This window comes from Alteromonas sp. KUL42, assembly GCF_006538325.1.
Taxonomy (GTDB): domain Bacteria; phylum Pseudomonadota; class Gammaproteobacteria; order Enterobacterales; family Alteromonadaceae; genus Alteromonas.
Window position 1 is genome coordinate 278,280 of sequence record NZ_BJKK01000005.1, and the last position, 23,882, is coordinate 302,161.

A 23,882-nucleotide genomic window follows, 5' to 3' on the forward strand; every position below is an offset into this window, starting at 1 on the left:
GCTACGCTATCCCATTGGCTTTTTTAGTACCGGTTACGGGCTTGGCATTTGCTGGTTCATCAGGCCAATAGTGCTTTGGGTAGCGCCCTTTCATTTCTTTTTGTATTTCTTTGTAGCTACCCTGCCAAAACGTACCTAAATCACTAGTGGTTTGAAGCGGTCTTCCCGCAGGAGAAAGCAGCTCGCACACTACAGTTACCTTGCCATTTGCCAATGTAATAGGTGCGCTTTGTGAGTACATTTCCTGCATTTTCACACTAATCACTGCATCGCCGTTATTACGATAGTCGAGGTTCATATGCCGTCCGGTGGGTATAGCGATTTTTTCAGGAAGTAAATGTGATAGCGCATCTTGCTGAGGCCACGTTAAACCGTTATTCAAAGCTGTTTTCCAATTCAATTGCTGCAGTTCTTTTAATGAATGACAACGCTTTAACCCGTCGCGCAAGCCTTCTTTCGCACGATGACACAGTTCACTGAGCGATTGTGGCCAGGGATCATTACCATCAAATGCTTTGTCTTGTGGTAAATCAAGCTTCGCTGCCAGTGCAACCCTTCTCCACCATTGCCAATCATAGTCAGATAAGGGCCACGCCTCTAAACTGATACTATCCAAATATTGTACCCAAGCATCTACCAGCAAATTATCCCAATAGGACTTATCTTGGGCTTTTTGCTGTTTAGATACTGGTGTGGACTGTAATAAAATAGCGAAGAAACCTATGGATTCACGAGCTTCCATTTGACCGCTATCGCGATTGAGCGTTAGCGTATATTGCGTATTAAAAACTGATGGAAAGGCCAAGCGTAAATGTGCTTCTTTTATTGGCTGAGCTGCACGTATCACTACCGAACTATCCGTAAGTTGGCCTTCAAGTACAGCTAACCATTGCGCATGGTGAGCAGTATTACCATCACTTGGTAGTTCTGCCCCTTTACCGCTGGCTAATTTATACTGCGTGGTTTTACCCGTCTGTTCAGCATCACGTAAATACCCCACTTGCATAGGAAAAGCGATGGCGATACACAAGCCCAGTGCGTCTTCATCCAGCCCAGACAATTCCAGTTCAGTCTCAGATATCCCCACAAATCGCGCATAACGCTTCGCCTGTTGCAGTAGCTGGCTTCGCTCTTTTCCATTTGCTTGTAGTACTGCATCTATCACTGTACCTGCTTGTGAAAATTGTCCGGCAGATTCACTCAATGCAACCACAAATGGCGCTGCGTGCAGTATTGCTTTGTTTAAGTTCCTTTCAAGCCCATCAATACCGCGCTTACAAACTAATAGCATGTGAGCCAAATGAGGCTGACAAGGGATACTCGCAAGCTGTCGCCCGTAGGGTGTAATTGCAGAATGAGCATTTAACGCCTTTGCATTATCACGTAGATCTAGCGCATTCACTCTCGCCAGTTTTTGCTCTGCCACACTCACTTGAGATGGCGTTGGCAGGGTAAGTAGTGCAAGGGTCTGTGGCGTACTTCCCCAAGCGTAGGTATCTAATAAAAAGCTACTGATATCCTCACTTTCAATTTGCGCCTTACTGTATTTCGCTAAACGTTCAAAGCTTTCTTTACTGCACAGGCGGTAACATACACCAGCACTCACTCGCCCTGCCCGCCCCATACGTTGTATTGCCGAGGCCTGAGAAATACGTTGTTGCGACAATTGGGTTATATCACTTGATGGGTGATATTGAGCGGTATTTTCCCACAGGCTGTCTATTACCACCTTTACACCTTCAATGGTTAAGCTGGTTTCAGCAATGTTTGTGGAAAGAATAATTTTACGTCTGCCTTCAGGGTCGGGGGCAATAGCTTCTTGCTGCGCTGCTTTCCCCAATGCACCATAAAGCCTATGTAAGGCTATACCTTCGCCTTGCGACAACGCGGTAATTTGACGGGCAACGGCATTAATACTCCCTTGACCGGGCAGAAAAACTAAAATATCGCCACTGTATTTTGTCACCGCCGTTTTAATAACGTCACTGGTTCGCTTTACTATATCCTTCGCTAGCGTATCGCCAGTGTAAAACACCTCTACGGGGAACATTCGCCCTTGTGTATGTAGCTCTTTAACGGGCAACATACTGTGTTTATGAAGTAACGACTCAAGGGGTACTACGTCTAACGTGGCCGACATTACAACTAAACGAAGGTCTTCACGTAATCCGCTTTGCACTTCTAGTGCTAACGCCAACCCAAAATCGCTGTGAATACTGCGTTCGTGAAACTCATCAAATACGATGGCAGCAATACCTTCAAGCTCAGGCTCTTGCTGGATCATGCGTGTTAAAATACCTTCCGTAATAATCTCAAGTTTTGTATTACTGGATACTTTTGATTCACCCTTTATTCGATACCCCACCGTTTGCCCAACGGGTTCATCTAATTGTTTAGCAAGAAAATCCGCTAGATTTCTAACTACTACTCGCCGCGGCTGCATTAATAATACTTTGCCTTCCAGCTTGCTATTCAAAAACGCCAAAGGAAGGACGGTTGATTTACCAGCACCAGGTGGAGCCCCCACGATAACATTCTGGGTTTTAATTGCTTTGATGAGGGGCTCAACGAGTGCAAAGGCAGGTAAATGTGCTAGCGGCTGTAACATAGGGTCGATTGAAGTGATACTAATTAAAAAGAGCATTGTACCTGACTTTGCCAGTTATGTGTTTGATGGCACAATATGTACAATGAGCTGAGTATTGTTCTTTACGTAATAATCTTTACGTAAAGATCTATATTGGAAAATAGGGCAGCTTCTTAGATAGCGTCACTGTTATTAATACTTGAGGGATCCTTGTGCGTTGTTTTATAGGTTTGGATTTAAGCATTTCAGAAAAACTTGCACTAGACAGCTGGCGTCAACAAGCACTCCCCGAAGTACTACCTCGTCAAAATACATCGCAGTCTCAACTGCCGCCTCAATTGCGCAGTAAAAACGCTAAGAAACGCCACCAGCAAAACTTTCAGAATAATACCCCGGCGACGCCATATGCAGTTCCCGCAGCCAACTTCCATATTACTCTTTGCTTTGTTGGTGACATAAACCACAGGCAACACGAAGCGCTTATCGACGCCCTCGATAACGTAAATTCATCCCCGTTTAGCCTAACTCTTGATGGCACAGGCCTTTGGGGAGGCCCTAAAATTCTGTTTAGCGCGCCATCTTCGCCCCCTAGTGAACTTATGTCGCTTGCAAAACTATCACGCAAAGCAGCAAGGAGCGCTGGTATTGAAGTAGAAAACAGAGAGTATAAACCTCATGTCACGTTAGTTCGAAAAGCCACCGCCACATTACCCCTTCCATTGTATAGCCCAAATGTTGAAGTGAATGCGTCCGCTTTTCATTTGTTTGAATCAGTCTCTTCACCACAAGGTGTGAGCTACCCCATTCGACATTCTTGGGCACTTAAACATGCCATGTCGGTACGTGAAAAATTACGTCGCGGTATCACTGATGAATGAAGCTAATTGTATGAACTATTTCTCGCCTTTCGGCCATGAGTTAACGTCACAATTATGAGTTATTCGAAATAAACCTGACACCCAGCCATTTAAGCACTTTACTTAATAAACGTGCAGCGGTAAAAAGGTGGACTGTTTTTCGAATCATATTATTTCCATGCAACAAACCTTCAGATTAGTGATCGATTGTCCCGATCAAATAGGACTTGTCGCCAGCGTGTCTCAGTTTCTTGCTGATCACAACGCAACAATAGTAGAAGCAAGCCATCATACTGACCTACAAACAGGCCGCTTTTTTATGCGCCACGAAATCAGTACCGATTCGTTAAAGCTTGATCATCAAAGCTTTGTCGATGCATTTGCTCCGCTTGCCAATGAGTATCAAATGAATTGGAAGCTGAGCGATTCCAATAAAAAGCAACGCGTTGCGCTACTGGCAAGTTTAGAGTCTCACTGTTTAGTTGACCTGTTACACCGCTGGCATACAGGCGAACTACACTGTGACATTCCTGTCATTATTGCCAACCACCCGCAGATGAAGCAATTTGCCGACTGGTACAAAGTACCCTTTCATTGGGTCGATTTTAAAGCGCTGGGTAAAGAAGCAGCATTTGCTCAGATTTCAACGCTATTACAAGAGTACAAAATTGACTTAACTGTACTTGCGCGTTTTATGCAGATACTACCCGACTCGCTGTGTCAGGAGCTTCAAGGTAAAGCCATTAATATTCATCACAGCTTTTTACCTAGTTTTGCGGGTGCAAAGCCTTATCAACAAGCCTACGATCGCGGTGTTAAACTGATTGGTGCTACCTGTCACTATGTCACAAAAGACTTAGATGAAGGCCCCATTATCGAACAAAGCGTAAAACGAATCAGCCACAGTGATAGTGCTGCAGATATGGTACGAAAAGGTAAAGACTGTGAAGTAAATGCGCTTGCACATGGCGTTCGCTACCATTTAGAAGACAGGGTAATTATTCACCGAAACAAAACCGTTGTATTTGCCTAAGTCTAGCTATTTGTTACCGTATACCTTTTAACACCTAAAGGGGATGCTCATCCCCTTTTGTTTCACCAATATTCATGACCTACATCAACACGCACTGGCCATAACTTCCTAAACTGATAGTGAATACATCTAGTTGGGAAGAAACGACAATGATTACAATATTAAAGTGGATAATGGCAATAGGAATTGCATTATTTTTGCTTGGTCATTACATCGTCAGCTACTCAACGCTACCTGAAACCATGGGGGTGACAGGAATTGTTATAGGCGCCTTTTTCATGGCGGTTGGGTTAGCTATGTCACTACCCACAAAAATGTACTTAACGTTCTTGTTTGTCACCCGCGAAAACAATGCTTTAAAGCGCAAAAGCAAACACGAGCCTAAACACATTCAAAACATTTAACTTTTTGTTGAATTTAGCGGTTAACCTATACAGGGCTTACACCCAGTGCCCGCCTTAATTTTAAGTAATACCACATATTCGACAATGCAAAGAGAGCCTCTGTAATTGCAAGGCCCCACGTTTGCGTAATAATGCCGTACAAGGTGAAGTTCAACGAACCAATTATCATACAAACTCGTAAACCCGCTTCTTTACAGTGTAATTCACCAAAGCGATACGCCATGAAGGTAAATACTGGCATCGTTTCAATGAGTGACGTTTTACCCGTTAAATTATTAATAGTAAGTACTATGCACATCATAGAGATTAATGTGATGTACGTAGCTATTGGTGTAAGTAGCTTTTGCTTAATTAATCGGTAACTGGTACTCAAACCTGCAACTGTGATTACCACTACGCCTCCCCATGCGTGTTCAAATGCCAACAAGGCACCAATTGCCACACATAACCCTAGATTTAGCATAAGTAACTTGCGTTCGGTATTTGACCAAAACGAAGCTAATGCAAATGCAACCGGCAATGCGTGAAGAGAGAACTCAAACATAGTGTTTCACTTAAAATACGAGTTGGAATATTTCGCCTGGGAAGCGACATCAAATAAGGCGCGCAGTGTAGTTTTGAACCGAACTAAAGCCAATCAAAATTTGCTCAATTTCGACGAATGGCATGTCCTTTCGACAAGTATCTTAAACCGTTGTATAGCGTCGAATTACGTTAAAGAACATTTAACTTACTTTTACATTGCCTTAAGATGATGCATGCACTGTTAAATACAAACCACAACAAAAGACAGGAAATATAATGGGTAAATTTAAATCATCGCTTACGGCAATAGCAGTTGTTGTTGCATTAGGCGCATGTTCACAACAACCACCTGAAACGACAAGCACTGACGCGCCAAATGCAGCGAGTACACAACAAGTACAATCGGACAATATTCTGCTTCAAGAATTCACAGGTCCTTACGGTGGTGTACCTGCGTTTGACAAAATGAAGCTAGAAGACTTGAAGCCTGCTCTTGAGCAAGCGATGGTGTTAAACCTTCAGGAAATTGAAGCTATTGCCAACAATGAAGCGCCACCAACATTTGAGAACGTTATTGTCGAAATGGAACGTGCCGGCGCAGAACTCAGCCGTGTGTTTACTTATTACGGTATTTGGAGCTCAAACAAATCGAGTTCAGAATTTCGTGAAATACAAGCGGAAATGTCTCCTAAACTGTCTGCTTTTTTCACTCAGATTACGCAAAATGAAAAGTTGTTTGCGCGTGTAAAAGCGGTATATGAGTCTGAAGAAATGCAAACGTTGACGCCAGAAGAGCAGCGTATTACGTGGATGACATATAACGGCTTTGCGCGAAACGGTGCGACGCTCGATGGCGAGGCGAAAAAGCGTTATGCTGAAATTAACGAAGAACTTGCCACGCTACACACGAAATTTTCAAATAATATCCTAGCGGATGAAGAAAACTACGTAACCTACATCACCGAAGAACAGTTAGGTGGCCTACCTGAGTCATTTGTAAAAGCAGCAAAGGCAGCTGCTGAATCGCGTGGCGAAGAAGGTAAGTATGCAATCACTAACACTCGTTCATCAATGGACCCGTTCTTAACATACTCGACAAACCGAGAGCTGCGAGAAACAGTATGGCGAACTTACTACAACCGCGGTGATAACGCCGATGATTTTGACAACAACGAAATCATCAAACGTATTCTCACACTGCGCGATGAACGTGTTGAACTGCTGGGTTACGAAAATTACGCACAGTGGCGACTAGAAGATCGCATGGCTAAAAACCCAGACAACGCCATGGGTCTTATGATGAAGGTATGGCCTTCGGCAATTGCCCGAGTTGAAGAAGAAGTGGCTGACATGCAAGCCATAGCCGATAAAGAAGGCGCCGATATCACTATCGAACCTTGGGACTATCGCTTTTACGCAGAAAAAGTACGTCAAGCCAAATACGATTTAGATTCTAACGAAGTTAAACAGTACCTACAGCTTGATAAGTTGCGCGAAGCTATGTTCTATGTTGCTGGTCGCCTGTTTAACTTTAACTTTACGCCTGTAGAAGAAGGTAAAGTGCCGGTATTCCACGAAGACGTAAAAGTTTGGGAAGTGACCGACAAGGACTCTGGTGAACACATTGGTTTATGGTATCTAGACCCATTCTCAAGAAAAGGTAAGCGCTCTGGTGCGTGGGCAACAACCTATCGCTCTTATACAACGTTTGATGGAAAGAAAACTGTGCTTTCTTCAAATAACTCTAACTTTGTGAAAGGTGCAGATGGCGAAGCAACACTTATTTCATGGGATGATGCAGAAACTTACTTCCATGAATTTGGTCACGCACTACATTTCTTATCGTCTGATGTGAAATACCCCTCTTCACATTCTGGTGTTCGCGATTACACCGAGTTTCAATCACAACTTCTTGAACGTTGGTTAACCACCGATGAAGTTATCAACCAATTTTTGGTACACCATGAAACAGGCGAACCAATTCCTGCTTCCTTAGTAGAGAAAATTAAAAAAGCTGCCACGTTTAACGAAGGCTTCAAAACGACCGAGTATATGGCATCTGCAATAATGGATCTGAAATATCACACGACCGATCCAAGCAAGATTGAACCCGATACCTTTGAGCGAGAAGAGCTGAACAAGCTCGGCATGCCTGAAGAAATTGTTATGCGCCACCGCTCTCCGCACTTTGGTCATGTATTTTCGGGTGAAGGCTATGCCGCTGCTTATTATGGTTACATGTGGGCAGAAGTGCTTACTGCTGATGCTGCAGAAGCCTTTATGGAAGCACCTGGTGGTTTCTACGATAAGGAAGTAGGCGATAGATTGGTAAAGTATCTATTCTCTGTACGTAACGCAATGGATCCAGAAGAAGCCTACCGTAAGTTCCGTGGACGAGATGCAAAAGTTGATGCGTTAATGCGAGACCGTGGATTTCCAGCGCCTAAAGACGCTTCTGAGTAAGTTTTTAGATAATTTTAATCATTTAAGAAGTTACTAGAATGTAAAGCCACTGATACGCAGTGGCTTTTTTTTGTTGACCCTTTAGTCAGTTTTGCCGCACAATCAATCGGTACCTGTTTAAAAATCAAAGATTAAACTTTGTTGAAATAAGGTCGATAAAACACCTACGTAAGAAAAAAATAATAATGCGATTACGTAGTGGCTAGTAAATATATTACTAGACTATATCCAGACGTTGCGGTGCCTGCAATGCCACGTCATATTTCTGTATCAACTAAACGTGGTCGAAAGTCATGACTTTCAGTATAAAACAAAAACTCATCATCTCTCTTATGATTGCGGTGTTAGCTGCCGCCATATTAGTAGGGTCAATTAGTCAATGGATTGCGCGAGACCTTGTAAAAGAGAACGTAGAAAAACTCCAACTTCCGGCACTGTTGCAACAAGTTGGCAATCGCGTTGACCGCGAAGCCAGTGTTATGCTCACCGTTGCCCATAGTATTGCATCTAACCCAGATATTCTTGCGTGGTCAGAAAATGGCGCAGACAAAAATGGCGAACGCAGATTACTCAGTTTTCTCAATGACGTAGTAAACTTCAACGACTTAACCGTCGCTTCTTTCGTCGATAGAACAACTTACAAGTACTGGAACCAAGACGGTTTCTTACGTGTTTTACAAAACGACGCGCTTGATGGATGGTTCTTCGCGTACAAAGACAGTGGCGAGCCAATATCACTAAGCCTCTATAATGAGCCCAACCAAGGATATCGTTTATTCGCCAATTACCAGCAGGTGAATGGTCGGGGCATGTCTGGTGTGGCGAAATCAGTGGATGAACTGCTGAGTATCATCAATGCCGTAAAAATTGCGAAAACCGGATTTATTTATCTAGTGGATGGCAACGGAACTATCATTGCCCACCCCAACACCTCATTGCTCGGGAAAGCCAAGCTTGCCTCTGTCAGCGATACTAGCGCAGCCAATAAATTGCTGACCAAAAGAGATTTTGCAATGGCAACCAGTGAGCAAGACGACGGAACCATGCTCTTTGCCAGTACATTCGTAGAAAAAGCAGGTTGGTACGTTGTTGCGCAAGTGCCAGAACACGAACTTTATGCATCTATTAATGCTGGCAGTCGTCAAATTATTATGTGGGCCATAACTATTGCAGGTGCGTTTGCACTTATTGGTATTTGGCTGGCAGGAAGCTTAACCAAACCTCTTGAGTCACTAGCAGAAGTATTCCAGCAGTTAGGGCAAGGACAAGGTGATCTTCGCTCTCGTATTCCGATGCCTGAGCAAAAAGAAATAGCGCGTTTAGTTGAAGGCTTTAATAATTTCATTGATCACCTTCACGGCACAATCTCGCAGGTAGCTAAAACCAGCCATGCATTACAAGCTTCAGCTGAAGACGTTGCAAAGCAGTCTCAGCAAACTGAGTACTCGACCAAAAGTCAACGGGATCAAACCCTTCAGGCTGCTGCCGCGTTAACTCAAATGGGCAGTACAGTACATGAAGTCGCACAGTCGGCCACACTTGCTGCACAAAATGCCAACCTTGCTACGAAAAACTCAGCTCAAGGTAGAGCTATTACTCAGCGAGCGGTTAATGACATTCAAGGATTGTCGTCTCAAATACAAGACGTGTCTCGCGTTATACAGTCATTAGATGAGCACACTGCCGCCATTGGTGGAATATTGGATACCATTCGCGGAATTTCGGAACAAACGAATCTACTGGCTCTTAATGCGGCGATTGAAGCGGCTCGTGCTGGGGATCATGGCAGAGGTTTTTCTGTTGTTGCCGATGAGGTTCGTACACTAGCCCAGCGCGCAGCTCAGGCAACCGATGAAATTCAAGTAAAAATTGATAAATTTCAGCAAGACTCAAAATCTGCCGTTTCACAAATGGAAGAGAGTCGCTCACAAACGGAAGCCATGGTTGCTTCTACTGGAGAAATTGACAAGCTATTACAAGATATCGCTGATGAGATTGCACATATTAACGACGTAAATACACAAGTTGCCAGCGCCACAGAAGAGCAGTCGACAGTGGTAGAAGATATCAGTAGAAACATTAATGATATTAGTTTGTCGAGCGAAGAAACACTCAACGCAACACAGATACTTGTGAGTGTAAGCGATAAGCTTGACGAACTTGCCCATGAGCTTTCAGCAGAAGTCAGTCGCTTTAAGTTATAACAAGCACAGGCATTTACTGCACAAACTAAACGACTCTAAAGGAGCACTCTAGTGAGTGCTCCTTTTTTGTTACCTACATAAGAAAGCGTGGCTATGCCTGCACTAAAACGCAATGGCGTATTGTAGGGTCACTTGATTATCTCTGCTCGAGCGCCAAGGAAGAGAGATAGAAGCATCATTACTATCCCATGATTCTCTAAGCGCCCCAATAGTAAGAAGATGGCTATCTTCGTTAAAAGGAAATTGGACATAAAGCCCAGATGTAATACTGGTGGGGAGTTGAATACTGTCGGCAACAGGCAGTGAGATTTCGTGCTGAGGGCGTATTTTGTGGCTTAGACCAATACGATAATCACCCGAATCCCACCAACTAACCACTTCGTATTCGTGGCTTTTTACCCTCTGAGACAATACACCGTAATCCAACAGCCCTTTGTTGTAGTGCACTATGCCTTCAACGTTAAACATAGAACCAATACGCTTATTCAACGCCAACTGATATTGCTTTTGTTTACACCCTTTAAATTGAATCTTGTTCTTTATCAATGAGAGTGAAAATGAATCATCACTGTTGCTGTATTTATTCAGCCAACGCTCGGTTTCTTCAACTACATCAGCATTAACATCACTTACAATAAGTAAGAATGGGACCGCACAAAAAGCGAGATAGAATTGAGAGAAACGCCGCATTTTCACCGCCTTAATACTTGTGGTTGAAGACTGCTTTTTCACTTCACAATTCAAGTATAGACAGTAAATAATAACTTTGGGTATTAGCCATTCTACTAATACCCAATGAAAAATAACTAAGTAGCTATAAACTCGTTAGTTATAATATTTTTCCTTTTGACAGCGATGCACCTCTTCCTTTCGTTGCTTCTTCGCTAAACCAGTAATGCCCCTTAGTATCCACGCAAACACCTTCTACCTGCTTATAACCTTTCAATGGCCACACATTGTCTATTGTAAAATCTTGAGATATTTGTGCTAAAAATGCTGAGAAATTACCAAATGGATCAGACTTATACCCTACTACAACAAATACATTTCGCGTCTTATCAAAATCAGCCCCTGTAATAACCCCAGGTAGTCCACTTATCGATGCGAACGGTGATAATGTCTGCTCTAACTCACTTTCGTTAATACGGTAGACCTTTGTTATTCCAGTGCGCCAACTCTTCGAGAATAAGACTAAGCTGTCATCCAGTTTGATCATTGCTTCACTGTCGAAATCGTGTGCATAAGGTATGTTGCCAGTAACACTATTTGCAGCATACTTTATGTGGATCTTTTGTATATCTGTTAAGTTCTTCCGATCAATTTTATAAATACTTAGCCATTCACGCTTACCATTATTATTGCCCACATCAGCAATATAGAATGCAGTCTCGTTGGCCGTTATTGCTTCCCAGTCATTGTTCACTAATGCAACATCATATTGCTTGGAAATACTGCCATCTTGTTCTACCTGATGGATAACCGGTGCATTCCCAGAATCATTAATGGACAACAGCTTATCAGACTCACAATAAAGCCCCGATGTTTCAGATAGCGCTTCAGGTAATAAAATATGCTCCTCGATCGAGAGTTGTGAGCTTGGCTTTGGCAAATACATCGCACAGGCAGATAACACTACACTGGCAAAAAGCACAAAAGAAAATCGAATACGCTTAAACAACGAGGACTCCAAATAGAAAAAAGCAAAGCAAGAAAATAGTATCAGAGATGTATGACGTCATCGTGTAGTTAAGAGCGTAATTCTGTACGTTGGTCTAAACTGAATATGCTCACGTATACTGAGTGTTAACTTTCATTAGACCTAGGTTAAAGAAATGCTTAGGCTAAACCGCTATGGAATAATATTAATACGTTAAGGATGTACCTTTGTCTGACCCACTTCTTTCACTTGTCGCCGTAGGTTTACTATCTATAGGTTGTCAATTCTTAGCCTATAAAATTAGGCTTCCAGCCATTTTGCCTTTGCTGATTGTAGGCATTGTGGTTGGCCCAGTATTTGGCATGCTCAATGCAGATACACTGTTTGGCGACTTATTATTCCCTGTAGTTTCCCTGTCAGTTGCTATTATTCTATTTGAAGGTTCGCTTACACTAAAATTTAGTGACATTGCCGGACACGGCAATATGGTGAGGAACCTATGTTCAATAGGTGTTCTTGTTACCTGGCTTGTTGCTGCCACAGCAGCGCATTTCAGCCTTTCTCTTTCATGGCAATTGTCATTTTTATTCGGCGCTATCGTTACTGTAACTGGGCCAACGGTGATTGTTCCCATGTTACGTACCGTACGACCGAAAACCAATTTAGCTAATATTCTGCGCTGGGAAGGCATCGTTATAGACCCAATTGGTGCACTGCTTGCGGTTTTAGTATTCGAATTTATTGTCGCGTCTCAGGAAACAGCAATTACCCATACACTTATTGCTTTTGGCAAAACAATCGGTATCGGTTCATTCTTAGGTTTAACTTTTGGTTACTTACTCGGTCTTTCTATTCGAAAAGAATGGGTACCGCATTACTTATTAAACACCGCGGTATTAACCATAATACTGGGAATTTTCGCCGCCTCTAATTATGTTGCCCATGAATCTGGCCTCCTTGCAGTTACGATTGCAGGAATGGTGCTGGCAAACATGAAAGATGTAGATGTGGAAGACATCTTGGAATTCAAAGAAACCCTAAGTGTTTTACTGATATCAGGTTTGTTCATATTACTTGCTACCCGCCTCAATCTTGACTCTATTGTTGATGTTGGTTGGGGGTCAGTAATTGTACTAGGCGCGATTATGTTTATCGCCAGACCGCTATCAGTATTAGCCTCATCTGTAGGTACTGGACTAAAATTGAGTGAATTAGCACTCCTTAGTTGGATTGCGCCAAGGGGAATTGTCGCAGCCGCGGTCTCAGCTTTATTCTCTTTAAAACTAGAAGAAATTGGTTACGAAGGTGCGAGTATTATAGTACCTATCGTGTTTATGGTAATAATTGCCACCGTAGTAGTGCAAAGCTTAACCTCGCGAACTGTTGCCAGTTTACTCAAGGTTCGCGCACCTGCGCCTACAGGCTATTTGATGTTTGGTGGTAGCAAGTTTAACCGAATGCTTGCCAGTGAAATGATCAAACAAAAGTTAGATGTCACTATTTCCGATACTAACTGGGACGCAATTAGAGAAGCGCGTATGGCTGATATTCCGGTTTATTTTGGCAACCCAATGTCAGACCATGCTGCGCGACACCTTGAGATGAGCACGTTTGGAACTGTCCTCATCATGTCACCTTATAAGCAGTTAAATCCTTTAATTGCTTATCATTTTGAATATACATTAGGCAAAGACAAAGTGTGGGCGTTGACTAATAATGAACAGTCCACTCGCCCTAGCCACCGAGTTAGTCAACAATATGCTAAGAAGCTTACGTTGTTTGACGAAGGCGTCACATACGGATATCTAGCATCTGCAATAGCACGAGGCGCGACTGTCAAAACAACTCGACTATCCGAAGAGTTTACCTACGAGCATTACCTTAAACAGTATCAAGACAGAACCACCCCACTTATTGCAATTAATGGTGATGGTAAAAGCTATACGTTTATCAATGGCAACACACTAACGCCAAAAGCTGGTTGGAAAATTATTGGACTAATTGAGCCCGAAAGAGATGAGGCAGACAAAGCGGTGTGACTTTAAACAAGAAAACCTCCTGCCCATTGGCAGGAGGCCTCTCCCTGGAAAACGCGTAACATGAGTGCTCTAATATGAGAGCTTTGTTGTTAATATTTTACGGCCATTACGCTGTCGCCTTTTTGTTTGCAACAAGCAAGCCAGATTTACTTTAACTATAAAATTCAAAAACATAGCAATTTACGGTGCGCTTTAAGCGCGCTTTACCCAATTCAATTAGGGCAATTTAGGTGCAGGCACGCACCATCAAGGGGTTCATATTTCATTCAAATACAACACCTTACAGCTATAATAAAAACACAATTCACTTATTGACATTGATTATGCAGCGAAGTGTTTTTTCCACCGCACCACTATTGTCTGATAGCACTTTCTTGGCAGATAGCCCTGCTTTTTGATGACTTTTGGGCTCATCAATCCACTTCCTGATCCAGTTGGCAATATCATGCGCATCGGTTACCGATTGCAATGCCCCACATGCTTTTAAATAGGCGCAAATTTCTGGGTTATTATAGGTATGCGGTCCCATCAAAATAGGTGTTGAAAACGCAGCCGGTTCAAGGGCGTTGTGACCCCCTCTATTTGCAATAGAGCCACCTACAAATGCGCAGTAGGCAACCGAGTAGGCGTCGTTCAACCTTCCCATTTCGTCGACCAGAATTACATTGGTGTTTATAGGTAATTGCTGAGCTTGTGAGCTTCTAACAAAAGGAACACTACTTTCTTCAAGAAAGCTAGCAACAATATCGAAGCGCTGTGGGTGCCGTGGAACAATCACTAATACAATATGTGGGTTCGATTGCCACAATTCGTTCATAGCACTTATTAATATTTCCTCTTCAGGATCATGTGTACTGCCTGCCACTATCACAGGTCTAGTGTATTGTTCTAACCCCATAAATCCCACCTGAGACGCTCTGGCAGATGCGACTTGATCAAACTTAATATTATTCGTAAGAGTTAATTGATTGTAAGCCGCACCTAGTCTTAAGTAGTTGTCAAAATCGCGCTGCCCCTGTGCACAGATATGTGACAGTTTGTTCACCATGGGTGTAAACAGTTTAGCTACTTTATTGTATCGCTTGGCTGACCTATCAGTCATACGTGCGTTCACTACAATGCAAGCTATCTGCTTTTTCCAGCAAGCGTGGATCAAGTTAGGCCAAAGTTCGACTTCTGTAATTAACACTGTTTTGGGTTGAATACGTGACAACATGGTAGACATAACTACGGGTAAGTCATAAGGTAAGTAAAAATGTTGAACACTCTCACCAAATAGCGCTTTTACTCTAGCAGCACCAGTTACCGTTGTTGTCGTAATGGTTACAGGTATATGTGGCGTGTCCTGCTTGATCCGCTTTATTAGACACGAAGCTGCTACTACCTCACCAACCGAAACACAATGCACTAAATAGCCACCAACATCCTTTGGTTTCGGTACAACACCAAACCTTTGTAAGCCTCTATGTGTATTTTTATCTTTGTCCCTAAAACTTTGAACGAAGTTAACAGTAACAATAATGGGAATGATGAGTGTAAGGGCTAGCGTGTAAGCATACCTACATAACTCATCCAAAAAAGTAGGTTTGTAGCCGCTACGCTCGGCATCAAACATAAAGACTTCCTTCATTAGGGGATAAGGCAAATAGATAGGTAACTGAACCTATTTATTGAGCGCAAAAAATAATAGAAAGGTTATAACACGTGAGTAATAAAACTATCAAAAAGACAAACAAAAAAGCCGCTCGAAAGCGGCTTTTTTAAGACTTTTAAAAAAGTTAGCGATTAAACGCCAGCTTTTTCAACAACGTCAACTAGCATCCAAGATTTATTCTTAGATAGCGGGCGACATTCACGTACTGTTACTACGTCACCTTGGTTGCACACGTTGTTTTCGTCGTGGGCGTGAAGCTTAGTAGAGCGCTTGATGAACTTCCCGTAGATTGGGTGCTTAACAAAACGTTCAACTACAACAGTGATGGTTTTATCCATCTTGTTGCTAACCACACGACCTTGTACTGTACGAATTTTTTGCTCAGTCATTACGCATCAGCCTTTTGAGTCAGAATGGTTTTAACACGCGCGATGTTACGACGTACTTTTCTCAACTGATCAGTTTTTTCAAGCTGACCTGTTGTGTGCTGCATGCGCAGGTTGAACTGTTCGCGTAGCAGGTTAATCAACTCTGCGTTCAGCTCTTCTACGCTTTTTTCTTTCAGTTCAGTCGCTTTCATTACATCACCGTCCGAGTTACAAAGGTTGTTTTAAATGGCAGTTTAGCCGCCGCCAATTCAAACGCTTCGCGTGCAAGAGCTTCAGGAACACCTTCCATCTCGTACAAAACACGACCAGGCTGAATTTGGCATACCCAGTACTCAACGTTACCTTTACCTTTACCTTGACGCACTTCTAGAGGCTTCTCAGTAATTGGCTTGTCAGGGAAAACTCGAATCCAAATTTTACCTTGACGTTTAACGTGACGAGTCATAGCACGACGCGCTGCTTCGATTTGGCGCGCAGTCATTCGACCACGGCCAACTGCTTTAAGGCCGTAAGTACCAAAGGCAACAGTATTACCCGCTGCTAAACCGCGGTTGCGGCCTTTGTGCATCTTACGGAACTTCATGCGTTTTGGTTGTAACATGATTAGCCCTCTCGCTTAGCGTTGCGGCCTTTCTTCTTAGGTTGAGCAGCTGGTGCTTGCTCTTGAGTTGTAGGTAGACCACCTAGAACTTCACCTTTGAAGATCCATACTTTAACGCCGATGATACCGTAAGTAGTTGACGCTTCAGAGGTTGCGTAATCGATATCTGCACGGAATGTGTGCAGAGGAACGCGACCTTCGCGGTACCACTCAGAACGTGCAATTTCTGCACCGCCCAAACGGCCGCTAACTTCAACTTTGATACCTTTCGCGCCTAGACGCATTGCGTTTTGTACTGCGCGCTTCATCGCACGACGGAACATAACACGACGCTCTAGCTGGCTAGAGATGCTATCAGCTACTAACTGACCATCTAGCTCTGGCTTACGTACTTCAGCGATGTTGATCTGAGCTGGCACACCGGCTAGCTTAGATACGTAGTTACGCAGCTTTTCTACGTCTTCACCTTTCTTACCGATTACAACGCCTGGACGAGCAGTGTGAATAGTCACACGAATGCTCTTAGCAGGACGCTCGATCACGATTTTAGAAAGTGAAGCGTTCTTAAGTTGCTTAGTCAGATACTGACGTACCTGATGATCGTTATACAGGTTGTCTGCATAGTCTGCAGTATTAGCGTACCAGGTAGAAGTCCATGGTTTGCTGATACCCAGGCGTATACCTGTAGGATGTACCTTCTGTCCCATTATCTACTCCTAGTTATCCGCTACAACCACAGTGATGTGACTGCTGCGCTTGAAGATACGATCAGCACGGCCTTTAGCACGTGGCTTGATACGTTTCATAGTTGGACCTTCGTCAACGAAAACTTTAGAGACGCGTAATTCGTCGATGTCTGCGCCTTCGTTGTGCTCTGCGTTAGCAATCGCAGATTCCAATACTTTCTTTACTAGCGCTGCGCTTTTCTTCGGGCTGTACGCAAGAAGCTCAAGAGCTTTCTCAACGTGCATTCCGCGAATTTGATCCGCAACCAAGCGTGCCTTTTGAGCCGACGTGCGGGCAAAACGGTGTTTAGCTAATGCTTCCATCTTCCTACCCCTTAACGTTTAGCTTTCTTATCCGCGACATGGCCGCGGTAAGTACGCGTTGGCGCAAATTCGCCCAACTTGTGGCCGACCATTTCGTCACTAATAATGACAGGTACATGTTGTCGACCGTTATGGACCGCAATGGTCAACCCAATCATATCTGGGATGATCATAGAACGACGAGACCAAGTTTTGATTGGTTTACGTTCGTTCTTTTCCACTGCAGCCTCTACCTTCTTCAGCAAGTGAAGGTCAATAAAAGGACCTTTCTTGAGAGAACGTGGCATGGTGAATCCTCGCTATTACTTGTTACGACGACGTACGATAAGCTTATCAGTACGCTTGTTGCTTCGGGTTTTCTTACCTTTGGTAGGAACACCCCAAGGAGTTACTGGGTGACGACCGCCAGATGTACGACCTTCACCACCACCGTGTGGGTGATCAACCGGGTTCATGGCAACACCACGAACAGTAGGACGAACACCACGCCAGCGTGTAGCACCAGCTTTACCTAGTGAACGAAGCATGTGCTCTGCATTGCCAACTTCACCAATAGTGGCGCGGCAATCAGAAAGAACTTTACGCATTTCGCCAGAGCGTAGACGTAGGGTAACGTAGTTTCCGTCACGTGCTAGGATCTGAGCATAAGCACCAGCAGAACGTGCGATTTGCGCACCTTTACCAGGCTTCATTTCAATTGCGTGTACAACAGTACCTACTGGGATGTTGCGCATAGGTAGTGTGTTACCAGATTTGATCGGAGCGTCCGAACCAGACTGGATTGCATCACCTGCTTGCATACCCTTAGGAGCCAGAATGTAACGACGTTCACCGTCTGCGTACAATACTAGAGCAATGTTTGCAGAACGGTTTGGATCGTATTCTAAACGCTCAACTTTAGCTGGAATGCTATCTTTGTTGCGTTTGAAATCAATCACACGGTAGTGTTGCTTGTGACCACCACCGATATGACGAGTGGTAATACGACCACCGTTGTTACGACCGCCAGATTTGCTGTTCTTTTCTAGCAAAGGCGCGTAAGGAGCACCTTTGTGTAGATCAGGATTTACAACCTGAACAACGTGACGACGACCGGCAGAAGTTGGCTTAGCTTTCAATAATGGCATTTCTAATCCCCTTCTTACTCAGCACCACCGACAAAGTCGATGTCCTGACCTTCTTTAAGAACCACGTAGGCCTTTTTCCAGTCGCTGCGCTTACCGAAAGACATTCCGTGACGCTTAGTTTTACCTTTAACGTTCACAGTACGAACACCTTCAACTTCAACTTCAAACAGTTTTTCAACTGCTGCTTTGATTTCAGCTTTGTTCGCGTCTTTAGCTACTTTAAATACAACTGTGTTGTTCGCTTCAGCAGCCATTGTAGACTTCTCTGAAACGTGAGGTGCTACTAGCACCTTCAGTAGACGTTCTTCTCTCATGCTAACGCCTCCTCAAGTTGTTTAACCGCATCAGCAGTCATTAGCACTTTTTCAAATGCAATCAAGCTCACTGGGTCGATGCCTGCTACGTCACGTACGTCAACTTTGTACAAGTTGCGCGCCGCTAGGAACAAGTTCTCATCAACTTCAGGAGTAACGATTAGAACGTCATTTAGTTCATATTCGTTAAGTGCAGAAATAAGAGCTTTAGTCTTAGGTGCATCAACACCGAACTTTTCTACAACAACCAAACGGTCTTGACGGATTAGTTCAGACAAGATGCTCTTGATCGCACCGCGATACATTTTCTTGTTAACTTTTTGGTCAAAGTCACGAGGCTTTGCTGCGAAAGCACGGCCACCGCCAACCCAAATTGGGCTACGGATTGTACCAGCACGCGCACGGCCAGTACCTTTTTGACGCCATGGCTTCTTACCGCCACCACGAACTTCAGCGCGAGTTTTCTGCGCTTTTGTACCCTGACGAGCGCCTGCACCGTAAGCTACAACTACCTGGTGTACCAGGGCTTCGTTGAATTCACGTCCAAAGGTCGCTTCGGATACTTCAAGAGCGCTTTGCGCGTCTTTCAATGTTAATTCCATCAGTTCACTCCCCAGACGTTACGCTTTAACAGCTGGCTTTACGATTACATCGTTGCCAGTTGCGCCAGGTACGGCACCTTTAACTAGGATTAGGCCGTTCTCTACGTCAACACGTACAACTTCCAAAGACTGAGTAGTCACTTGCTTGTTACCAAGCTGACCAGCCATTTTCTTGCCTTTGAATACTTTACCTGGTGATTGGTTTTGACCAATTGAACCAGGAGCACGGTGTGACAAAGAGTTACCGTGTGTCATGCGCTGAGAACTGAAGTTCCAGCGTTTGATAGCACCTTGGAAACCTTTACCTTTTGATGTACCAGTTACATCAATCTTTTTAGTGTCGTTAAAGATTTCAACAGTGATTTCACTGCCTACTTCAATATCGGCACCTTCGTTGTCTTCTAGGCGGAATTCTACTAGAGTGCGTCCAGCTTCAACACCGGCTTTAGCAAAGTGACCTGCTTCAGCTTTGTTGATGCGGTTAGCTTTCTTAGTTCCAGCAGTAACCTGAAGAGCGCGATAACCGTCAGTTTCCTCAGTACGAACCTGAGTAACGCGGTTTGGGGTCGCTTCAATAACAGTCACAGGGATAGACGTGCCATCTTCAGTGAAGATGCGAGTCATACCCACTTTACGACCGACTAGACCAATCGCCATTGTTATAACCCTCTCTTATTAGCCCAGGCTGATTTGAACATCAACGCCAGCAGCCAAGTCCAAACGCATCAACGCGTCAACTGTTTTATCAGTTGGCTCGATGATGTCTACCAAACGCTTGTGAGTACGGATTTCATATTGATCACGCGCGTCTTTGTTAACGTGCGGAGAAATCAGAACTGTATAGCGTTCTTTGCGAGTAGGTAGAGGAATAGGACCACTTACCTGAGCACCAGTGCGTTTCGCAGTTTCAACGATTTCAGCCGTAGACTGATCGATCAACTTGTGATCAAACGCTTTCAAACGAATGCGAATTCTTTGATTTGGCATCGATTAAGCTCCAATCGAAAGAACAAAAAAATTCACCCATTCTCTTCCATTTATTCCGGAAAGAAAGGATGTGCGTAAACCGATGGTTCCCAATCGGAACCCTGTTCTTTTTTCTAGCACGCCAGCAACAAGCTAATCTGTAAAGATGAATCCGTTACATCGGCAACCACCCTAAAAGCAGTGAGGTTGCGGCTAAAAATTTCATACCCTAATTGGGCAGTGGGCGCGAATTATACAGAAAGGTAGCAACAATGCAAGCAACAGTTTGCTTTTTATACGCATTAGTTGCATTTTATTTTCTAGTAGTCATTTTTGGTGGTAAGAACCGATATTTAGTGTGTGCAATTTAGGGTATTGCACCAATTCTATTGTTAGCACTTATACAACCTATACTATACCAAGGTATGTAAGCTTCCTTAAGACGCCATTCTTGTTTCATGTTATATATAAACCAATGATTAGAATTGTTAAGATAACATCGTGAACAAAACACGGTTCAGCCCACATGTTGAGAAAATATGGAAGTAATGAATAACCAGCAAGCGTTTGGTCAAATAAAACGTATTTTAGATAATCATTCGACTCTATTAGATGCGTACGGGTTGTTGGAGCCCATTATCTTACATGTTTTCGATGCCCAGCGTATGAGTATCTTTCAGCGCAGACGTCAACACCAAGACTTGGTAGCTCGCTTTAAGACAGGCAAGGAAACACTGGAAATTAAGGTGCCAATCAGTCCAATGTCTATTGCAGGCTATGTGGCGCTATCGCAAAACCCTGTTGTTATCGACGACCCATACAATCCACTATTGCTACAAAGCATTCACCCTAGATTGCGCTTCGCTGACAAATTTGACAAAGACAATGATTTCAAGACACAAAACATATTGTGTGTGCCCATCATGAATGCGGGCGTCTTGATGGGTGTAATTCAGATTATCAACAAAAATAGCGGGCCCTTTACCGAGGAAGATCTACAACTTGGTAATACATTGGCCCTAATTTTGGGTGACAAGTTTAGATTTGAACTGGGTGGAACACATAACCCCTTCGATTCACTAGTACACAAAGGCCTATTGAGCGAGTCTGCCCTCAACGAGTTGCAAGAATCTTCTTCTGATATACGTACACTTGTTCAACGACTCATTTCTGAATACCGCATTGCAGAACAGGAAATTGGTCAATCGCTGTCAATTCATTACCAAGTGCCATTCATTGGTTTTTTAACCTGATAAATATCATAGATTTGAAAATGAAAGTCGTTTAAACGTTTCCTATCTAAAACGAAACTATGTAGCCGTTATTGCCGATGCCCATGACAAACCTATTGTGTTAATGGCCGAGCCAAACAATGCCGCGCTTTTAATGGAAATTGAAAGTGCAATGGGCATCGACAGTTACGAAATTGCCGTTGGCCTTCCAAGCCTAATATTGCAATACTTAGGTGATAACAGCGGCGGTGGTGCGCCTGGCGAAATGAGCGATATCCTCGACGAAATTGGCTCATCTACCGAAGATGATGATGACCATGTAGACGAGCTATCTGATGACGCACCTGCTGTAGTAAGGCTAGTAAGTCGCGTACTCCACGACGCCAAGCGATTAAACGCCTCAGATATTCATATCGACCCAGAAAAAAATGCGCCTACACGGGTGCGTATGCGCGTGGATGGTGTATGTCGTGACATGAGTCAGGTGCCTAACTCTCACCACAATGCCGTAATTGCGCGCATTAAAATAATGTCCAATCTTAATATTGCTGAAAAGCGGGTTCCTCAAGATGGAAAACTTGCCTTTCGCATGAATGGACAACTAGTTGAAGTGCGGGTTGCTACCATACCCACCGTAGCCGGTGAAGGCGTGGTAATGCGTATTCTTGCTTCGGGCGGCGCAATGCCAATAGACAAAATGAACTTAGCACCTACTAATCGTTCACGTCTTGAGGAAATGATTAAAAAACCACACGGTATTCTTTTAGTTGTAGGTCCTACTGGTTCAGGAAAAACCACAACACTGCACGCCATTTTAGGCTACCTCAATACACCAGAGAAAAAAATCTGGACTGCAGAAGATCCAGTAGAGATTACGCAGCCTGGACTACAACAAGTTCAAGTAAGTCCCAAAATAGGCTTTACGTTTGCCAACGCGTTACGTGCTTTTTTACGGGCTGACCCCGACATTATTCTTATCGGTGAGATGCGGGATAAAGAAACCGCCCATGCCGGCATTGAAGCGTCATTAACCGGCCACTTGGTATTATCTACACTGCACACCAACTCAGCACCTGAGACAATTACTCGTTTACTCGATCTAGGCTTAGATCCAGTTAACTTCTCTGATGCATGTGTGGGAATATTAGCCCAGCGACTTATTCGTACCTTGTGTAGCAATTGTAAAGAAAAGTATGTCGCCACTGAGACAGACCTTGCATTTATAGAAAGACAATACGGCCAAGCGCATATTGCAGAACTTAATATAAGCAGGCCGTTGGAATTATATAAAGCAAAAGGGTGCGAAGAGTGCGGTAACACAGGTTATAAAGGGCGTACTGGTGTACATGAATTACTGGGTATGACGCCAGAACTACGTTCGCTTGTTTACAAAGAAGCCAGTGTTGCTGATATGAAAAAGCAAGCTACCCATGACGGTATGAGAACTCTTGTACAAGACGCTATTTTCAAAGTGCTCAAAGGCGATACAGATCTTGCTCAAGTGCAAATTGTAGGGGGCGATTAACGCAACTCTCTAAAAGACTGGAGTGAGTTGTTTCTGATTATTACAGAGGAAACAACCCATTACACTTTGCGGTAGATAATACACATATGACTGATTAAATTAAAAAGACTTATACAAAGGGATGGACACCATGAAAAAGACATTATTAAGTATCGTTGCAGTAACGGGCCTTGCTTTATCATGTGCAGCCAATGCACAACAAGCCAAAACTGAAAATGGCATTTGGAAAACAGAGTATTTATTAACGCTAGAGCAAGGGTTACACGCATTGAAAGCTGAGAAATACGACAAAGCGCTGGCGAAGCTAACTGAGTCTGCCAAAATGGGAAATAAGGAAGGACAATATTACCTTGCCCAAATGTATTTCCAAGGTTGGGGCACTCCCGTAAATTACGAGGAAGGCTGGTTGTGGCTAAATGTTGCCATGGAGCAGAAAACAGCTGAATGGAACCGCTCATTCCGACAGATTAGGAAAGCCCTACCTGACGATTACATCGAAGCGCTTGCCCCGTACGTTGAAGAGTACATAAGTAAGTACGGTGCAGATGCACAGGATTTACGTTGTGAGACACGCTCAGCAATTGGCTCTAACATCAAAGAGGTCATTTGTGAGAAGCGATACTACTAAGCTCAAAGGCATCAAATAAGTAGCAC

General features: G+C 43.7%; 23 protein-coding genes and 1 pseudogene. 8 read left to right on the forward strand and 16 right to left on the reverse strand.

Annotated features, from left to right (window positions below):
- Window position 1: 1 nt before the first annotated feature.
- On the reverse strand, window positions 2-2,644 hold the full coding sequence (gene hrpB, locus EYR97_RS10005; RefSeq protein ID WP_131093682.1) for an ATP-dependent helicase HrpB: 2,643 nt from the start codon (window positions 2,642-2,644) through the stop codon (window positions 2-4).
- A gap of 155 nt (window positions 2,645-2,799) precedes the next feature.
- On the opposite strand from hrpB, the gene thpR reads away from it, so the two are divergent.
- The 3 genes from thpR (at window position 2,800) to EYR97_RS10020 (ending at window position 4,881) form a co-directional block, all read left to right on the forward strand.
- Window positions 2,800-3,465, forward strand: coding sequence for an RNA 2',3'-cyclic phosphodiesterase (gene thpR, locus EYR97_RS10010; RefSeq protein WP_131093683.1), 666 nt, complete (start codon window positions 2,800-2,802; stop codon window positions 3,463-3,465).
- 157 nt (window positions 3,466-3,622) lie between these two features.
- Window positions 3,623-4,477, forward strand: a complete 855-nt coding sequence (gene purU / locus EYR97_RS10015) for a formyltetrahydrofolate deformylase (protein ID WP_131093710.1) — start codon at window positions 3,623-3,625, stop codon at window positions 4,475-4,477.
- Window positions 4,478-4,626: 149 nt separating this feature from the next.
- The gene (locus EYR97_RS10020) at window positions 4,627-4,881 is read left to right on the forward strand and encodes a hypothetical protein (RefSeq protein ID WP_131093684.1); all 255 of its coding nucleotides are present in this window, start codon (window positions 4,627-4,629) and stop codon (window positions 4,879-4,881) included.
- 25 nt (window positions 4,882-4,906) lie between these two features.
- On the opposite strand, the gene EYR97_RS10025 is transcribed toward EYR97_RS10020, so the two are convergent.
- Entirely contained in the window at window positions 4,907-5,425 is a 519-nt protein-coding gene (locus EYR97_RS10025) for a YgjV family protein (protein WP_131093685.1), read from the reverse strand.
- 257 nt (window positions 5,426-5,682) lie between these two features.
- Between EYR97_RS10025 and EYR97_RS10030 the strand changes: the two genes are divergently transcribed.
- Complete coding sequence (locus tag EYR97_RS10030; RefSeq protein ID WP_131093686.1) at window positions 5,683-7,869, forward strand: M3 family metallopeptidase; 2,187 nt, start codon at window positions 5,683-5,685, stop codon at window positions 7,867-7,869.
- A 293-nt stretch (window positions 7,870-8,162) separates the two neighbouring features.
- Window positions 8,163-10,073, forward strand: coding sequence for a methyl-accepting chemotaxis protein (locus EYR97_RS10035; protein ID WP_131093687.1), 1,911 nt, complete (start codon window positions 8,163-8,165; stop codon window positions 10,071-10,073).
- A 102-nt stretch (window positions 10,074-10,175) separates the two neighbouring features.
- Here EYR97_RS10035 and EYR97_RS10040 read toward each other — a convergent pair whose 3' ends face one another.
- Together EYR97_RS10040 and EYR97_RS10045 are read right to left on the reverse strand one after the other, a co-directional pair.
- Entirely contained in the window at window positions 10,176-10,763 is a 588-nt protein-coding gene (locus EYR97_RS10040) for a hypothetical protein (protein WP_131093688.1), read from the reverse strand.
- Window positions 10,764-10,902: 139 nt separating this feature from the next.
- A complete protein-coding gene (locus EYR97_RS10045) occupies window positions 10,903-11,751 on the reverse strand; it encodes a hypothetical protein (protein WP_131093689.1) in 849 nt (282 codons plus the stop codon).
- Between the two features lie 206 nt (window positions 11,752-11,957).
- On the opposite strand from EYR97_RS10045, the gene EYR97_RS10050 reads away from it, so the two are divergent.
- Window positions 11,958-13,769: a sodium:proton antiporter gene (locus EYR97_RS10050; RefSeq protein ID WP_131093690.1), complete on the forward strand. Its 1,812-nt coding sequence runs from the start codon at window positions 11,958-11,960 to the stop codon at window positions 13,767-13,769.
- 304 nt (window positions 13,770-14,073) lie between these two features.
- Here the strand turns inward: EYR97_RS10050 and EYR97_RS10055 are convergent, their stop codons facing one another.
- The 12 genes from EYR97_RS10055 to rpsJ all read right to left on the reverse strand — a co-directional run bounded on the left by EYR97_RS10055 (window position 14,074) and on the right by rpsJ (window position 20,492).
- On the reverse strand, window positions 14,074-15,384 hold the full coding sequence (locus tag EYR97_RS10055) for a 3-deoxy-D-manno-octulosonic acid transferase (protein ID WP_131093691.1): 1,311 nt from the start codon (window positions 15,382-15,384) through the stop codon (window positions 14,074-14,076).
- 170 nt (window positions 15,385-15,554) lie between these two features.
- Window positions 15,555-15,812: a 30S ribosomal protein S17 gene (gene rpsQ, locus EYR97_RS10060; protein WP_012516966.1), complete on the reverse strand. Its 258-nt coding sequence runs from the start codon at window positions 15,810-15,812 to the stop codon at window positions 15,555-15,557.
- Entirely contained in the window at window positions 15,812-16,003 is a 192-nt protein-coding gene (rpmC, locus tag EYR97_RS10065) for a 50S ribosomal protein L29 (RefSeq protein ID WP_014947980.1), read from the reverse strand. The genes rpsQ and rpmC overlap by 1 nt, the downstream gene beginning before the upstream one ends.
- Window positions 16,003-16,413 (reverse strand): 50S ribosomal protein L16, encoded by a 411-nt coding sequence (gene rplP, locus EYR97_RS10070; protein ID WP_014997065.1) that lies wholly within the window; start codon window positions 16,411-16,413, stop codon window positions 16,003-16,005. The genes rpmC and rplP overlap by 1 nt, the downstream gene beginning before the upstream one ends.
- A gap of 2 nt (window positions 16,414-16,415) precedes the next feature.
- Window positions 16,416-17,120, reverse strand: a complete 705-nt coding sequence (rpsC, locus tag EYR97_RS10075; RefSeq protein ID WP_014947978.1) for a 30S ribosomal protein S3 — start codon at window positions 17,118-17,120, stop codon at window positions 16,416-16,418.
- Window positions 17,121-17,129: 9 nt separating this feature from the next.
- Window positions 17,130-17,462 (reverse strand): 50S ribosomal protein L22, encoded by a 333-nt coding sequence (gene rplV, locus EYR97_RS10080; RefSeq protein ID WP_014947977.1) that lies wholly within the window; start codon window positions 17,460-17,462, stop codon window positions 17,130-17,132.
- An 11-nt stretch (window positions 17,463-17,473) separates the two neighbouring features.
- Window positions 17,474-17,749 (reverse strand): 30S ribosomal protein S19, encoded by a 276-nt coding sequence (gene rpsS / locus EYR97_RS10085; protein ID WP_012516961.1) that lies wholly within the window; start codon window positions 17,747-17,749, stop codon window positions 17,474-17,476.
- A gap of 15 nt (window positions 17,750-17,764) precedes the next feature.
- Window positions 17,765-18,589 (reverse strand): 50S ribosomal protein L2, encoded by an 825-nt coding sequence (gene rplB, locus EYR97_RS10090; RefSeq protein WP_131093692.1) that lies wholly within the window; start codon window positions 18,587-18,589, stop codon window positions 17,765-17,767.
- Window positions 18,590-18,603: 14 nt separating this feature from the next.
- The gene (rplW, locus tag EYR97_RS10095; protein ID WP_039217760.1) at window positions 18,604-18,903 is read right to left on the reverse strand and encodes a 50S ribosomal protein L23; all 300 of its coding nucleotides are present in this window, start codon (window positions 18,901-18,903) and stop codon (window positions 18,604-18,606) included.
- Window positions 18,900-19,505: a 50S ribosomal protein L4 gene (gene rplD, locus EYR97_RS10100; RefSeq protein ID WP_012516958.1), complete on the reverse strand. Its 606-nt coding sequence runs from the start codon at window positions 19,503-19,505 to the stop codon at window positions 18,900-18,902. The genes rplW and rplD overlap by 4 nt, the downstream gene beginning before the upstream one ends.
- Before the next feature lie 18 nt (window positions 19,506-19,523).
- Complete coding sequence (gene rplC / locus EYR97_RS10105; RefSeq protein WP_131093693.1) at window positions 19,524-20,162, reverse strand: 50S ribosomal protein L3; 639 nt, start codon at window positions 20,160-20,162, stop codon at window positions 19,524-19,526.
- Window positions 20,163-20,180: 18 nt separating this feature from the next.
- Complete coding sequence (gene rpsJ / locus EYR97_RS10110) at window positions 20,181-20,492, reverse strand: 30S ribosomal protein S10 (RefSeq protein WP_010179497.1); 312 nt, start codon at window positions 20,490-20,492, stop codon at window positions 20,181-20,183.
- A 518-nt stretch (window positions 20,493-21,010) separates the two neighbouring features.
- On the opposite strand from rpsJ, the pseudogene EYR97_RS10115 reads away from it, so the two are divergent.
- Together EYR97_RS10115 and EYR97_RS10120 are read left to right on the forward strand one after the other, a co-directional pair.
- Window positions 21,011-23,228, forward strand: a pseudogene (locus EYR97_RS10115) (GspE/PulE family protein).
- 130 nt (window positions 23,229-23,358) lie between these two features.
- Window positions 23,359-23,856 carry a sel1 repeat family protein gene (locus EYR97_RS10120; protein ID WP_131093694.1) on the forward strand — a complete coding sequence of 166 codons (498 nt, stop codon included), beginning with the start codon at window positions 23,359-23,361 and terminating at the stop codon, window positions 23,854-23,856.
- The last annotated feature ends 26 nt before the right edge of the window (window positions 23,857-23,882 follow it).

Excerpts from the sequence above, each read along its gene's own strand:
- purU (WP_131093710.1), top strand. The coding sequence starts at position 3,623 with ATGCAACAAACCTTCAGATTAGTGATCGATTGTCCCGATCAAATAGGA.
- EYR97_RS10040 (WP_131093688.1), bottom strand. The coding sequence starts at position 10,763 with ATGCGGCGTTTCTCTCAATTCTATCTCGCTTTTTGTGCGGTCCCATTC.
- EYR97_RS10055 (WP_131093691.1), bottom strand. The coding sequence starts at position 15,384 with ATGTTTGATGCCGAGCGTAGCGGCTACAAACCTACTTTTTTGGATGAG.
- EYR97_RS10030 (WP_131093686.1), top strand. The coding sequence starts at position 5,683 with ATGGGTAAATTTAAATCATCGCTTACGGCAATAGCAGTTGTTGTTGCA.
- rplD (WP_012516958.1), bottom strand. The coding sequence starts at position 19,505 with ATGGAATTAACATTGAAAGACGCGCAAAGCGCTCTTGAAGTATCCGAA.
- rplB (WP_131093692.1), bottom strand. The coding sequence starts at position 18,589 with ATGCCATTATTGAAAGCTAAGCCAACTTCTGCCGGTCGTCGTCACGTT.
- rplP (WP_014997065.1), bottom strand. The coding sequence starts at position 16,413 with ATGTTACAACCAAAACGCATGAAGTTCCGTAAGATGCACAAAGGCCGC.
- hrpB (WP_131093682.1), bottom strand. The coding sequence starts at position 2,644 with ATGCTCTTTTTAATTAGTATCACTTCAATCGACCCTATGTTACAGCCG.
- rpsC (WP_014947978.1), bottom strand. The coding sequence starts at position 17,120 with ATGGGACAGAAGGTACATCCTACAGGTATACGCCTGGGTATCAGCAAA.
- EYR97_RS10120 (WP_131093694.1), top strand. The coding sequence starts at position 23,359 with ATGAAAAAGACATTATTAAGTATCGTTGCAGTAACGGGCCTTGCTTTA.
- EYR97_RS10020 (WP_131093684.1), top strand. The coding sequence starts at position 4,627 with ATGATTACAATATTAAAGTGGATAATGGCAATAGGAATTGCATTATTT.
- rplW (WP_039217760.1), bottom strand. The coding sequence starts at position 18,903 with ATGAGAGAAGAACGTCTACTGAAGGTGCTAGTAGCACCTCACGTTTCA.
- rpsS (WP_012516961.1), bottom strand. The coding sequence starts at position 17,749 with ATGCCACGTTCTCTCAAGAAAGGTCCTTTTATTGACCTTCACTTGCTG.
- rplC (WP_131093693.1), bottom strand. The coding sequence starts at position 20,162 with ATGGCGATTGGTCTAGTCGGTCGTAAAGTGGGTATGACTCGCATCTTC.
- rpsQ (WP_012516966.1), bottom strand. The coding sequence starts at position 15,812 with ATGACTGAGCAAAAAATTCGTACAGTACAAGGTCGTGTGGTTAGCAAC.
- rpsJ (WP_010179497.1), bottom strand. The coding sequence starts at position 20,492 with ATGCCAAATCAAAGAATTCGCATTCGTTTGAAAGCGTTTGATCACAAG.
- rplV (WP_014947977.1), bottom strand. The coding sequence starts at position 17,462 with ATGGAAGCATTAGCTAAACACCGTTTTGCCCGCACGTCGGCTCAAAAG.
- EYR97_RS10035 (WP_131093687.1), top strand. The coding sequence starts at position 8,163 with ATGACTTTCAGTATAAAACAAAAACTCATCATCTCTCTTATGATTGCG.
- rpmC (WP_014947980.1), bottom strand. The coding sequence starts at position 16,003 with ATGAAAGCGACTGAACTGAAAGAAAAAAGCGTAGAAGAGCTGAACGCA.
- EYR97_RS10025 (WP_131093685.1), bottom strand. The coding sequence starts at position 5,425 with ATGTTTGAGTTCTCTCTTCACGCATTGCCGGTTGCATTTGCATTAGCT.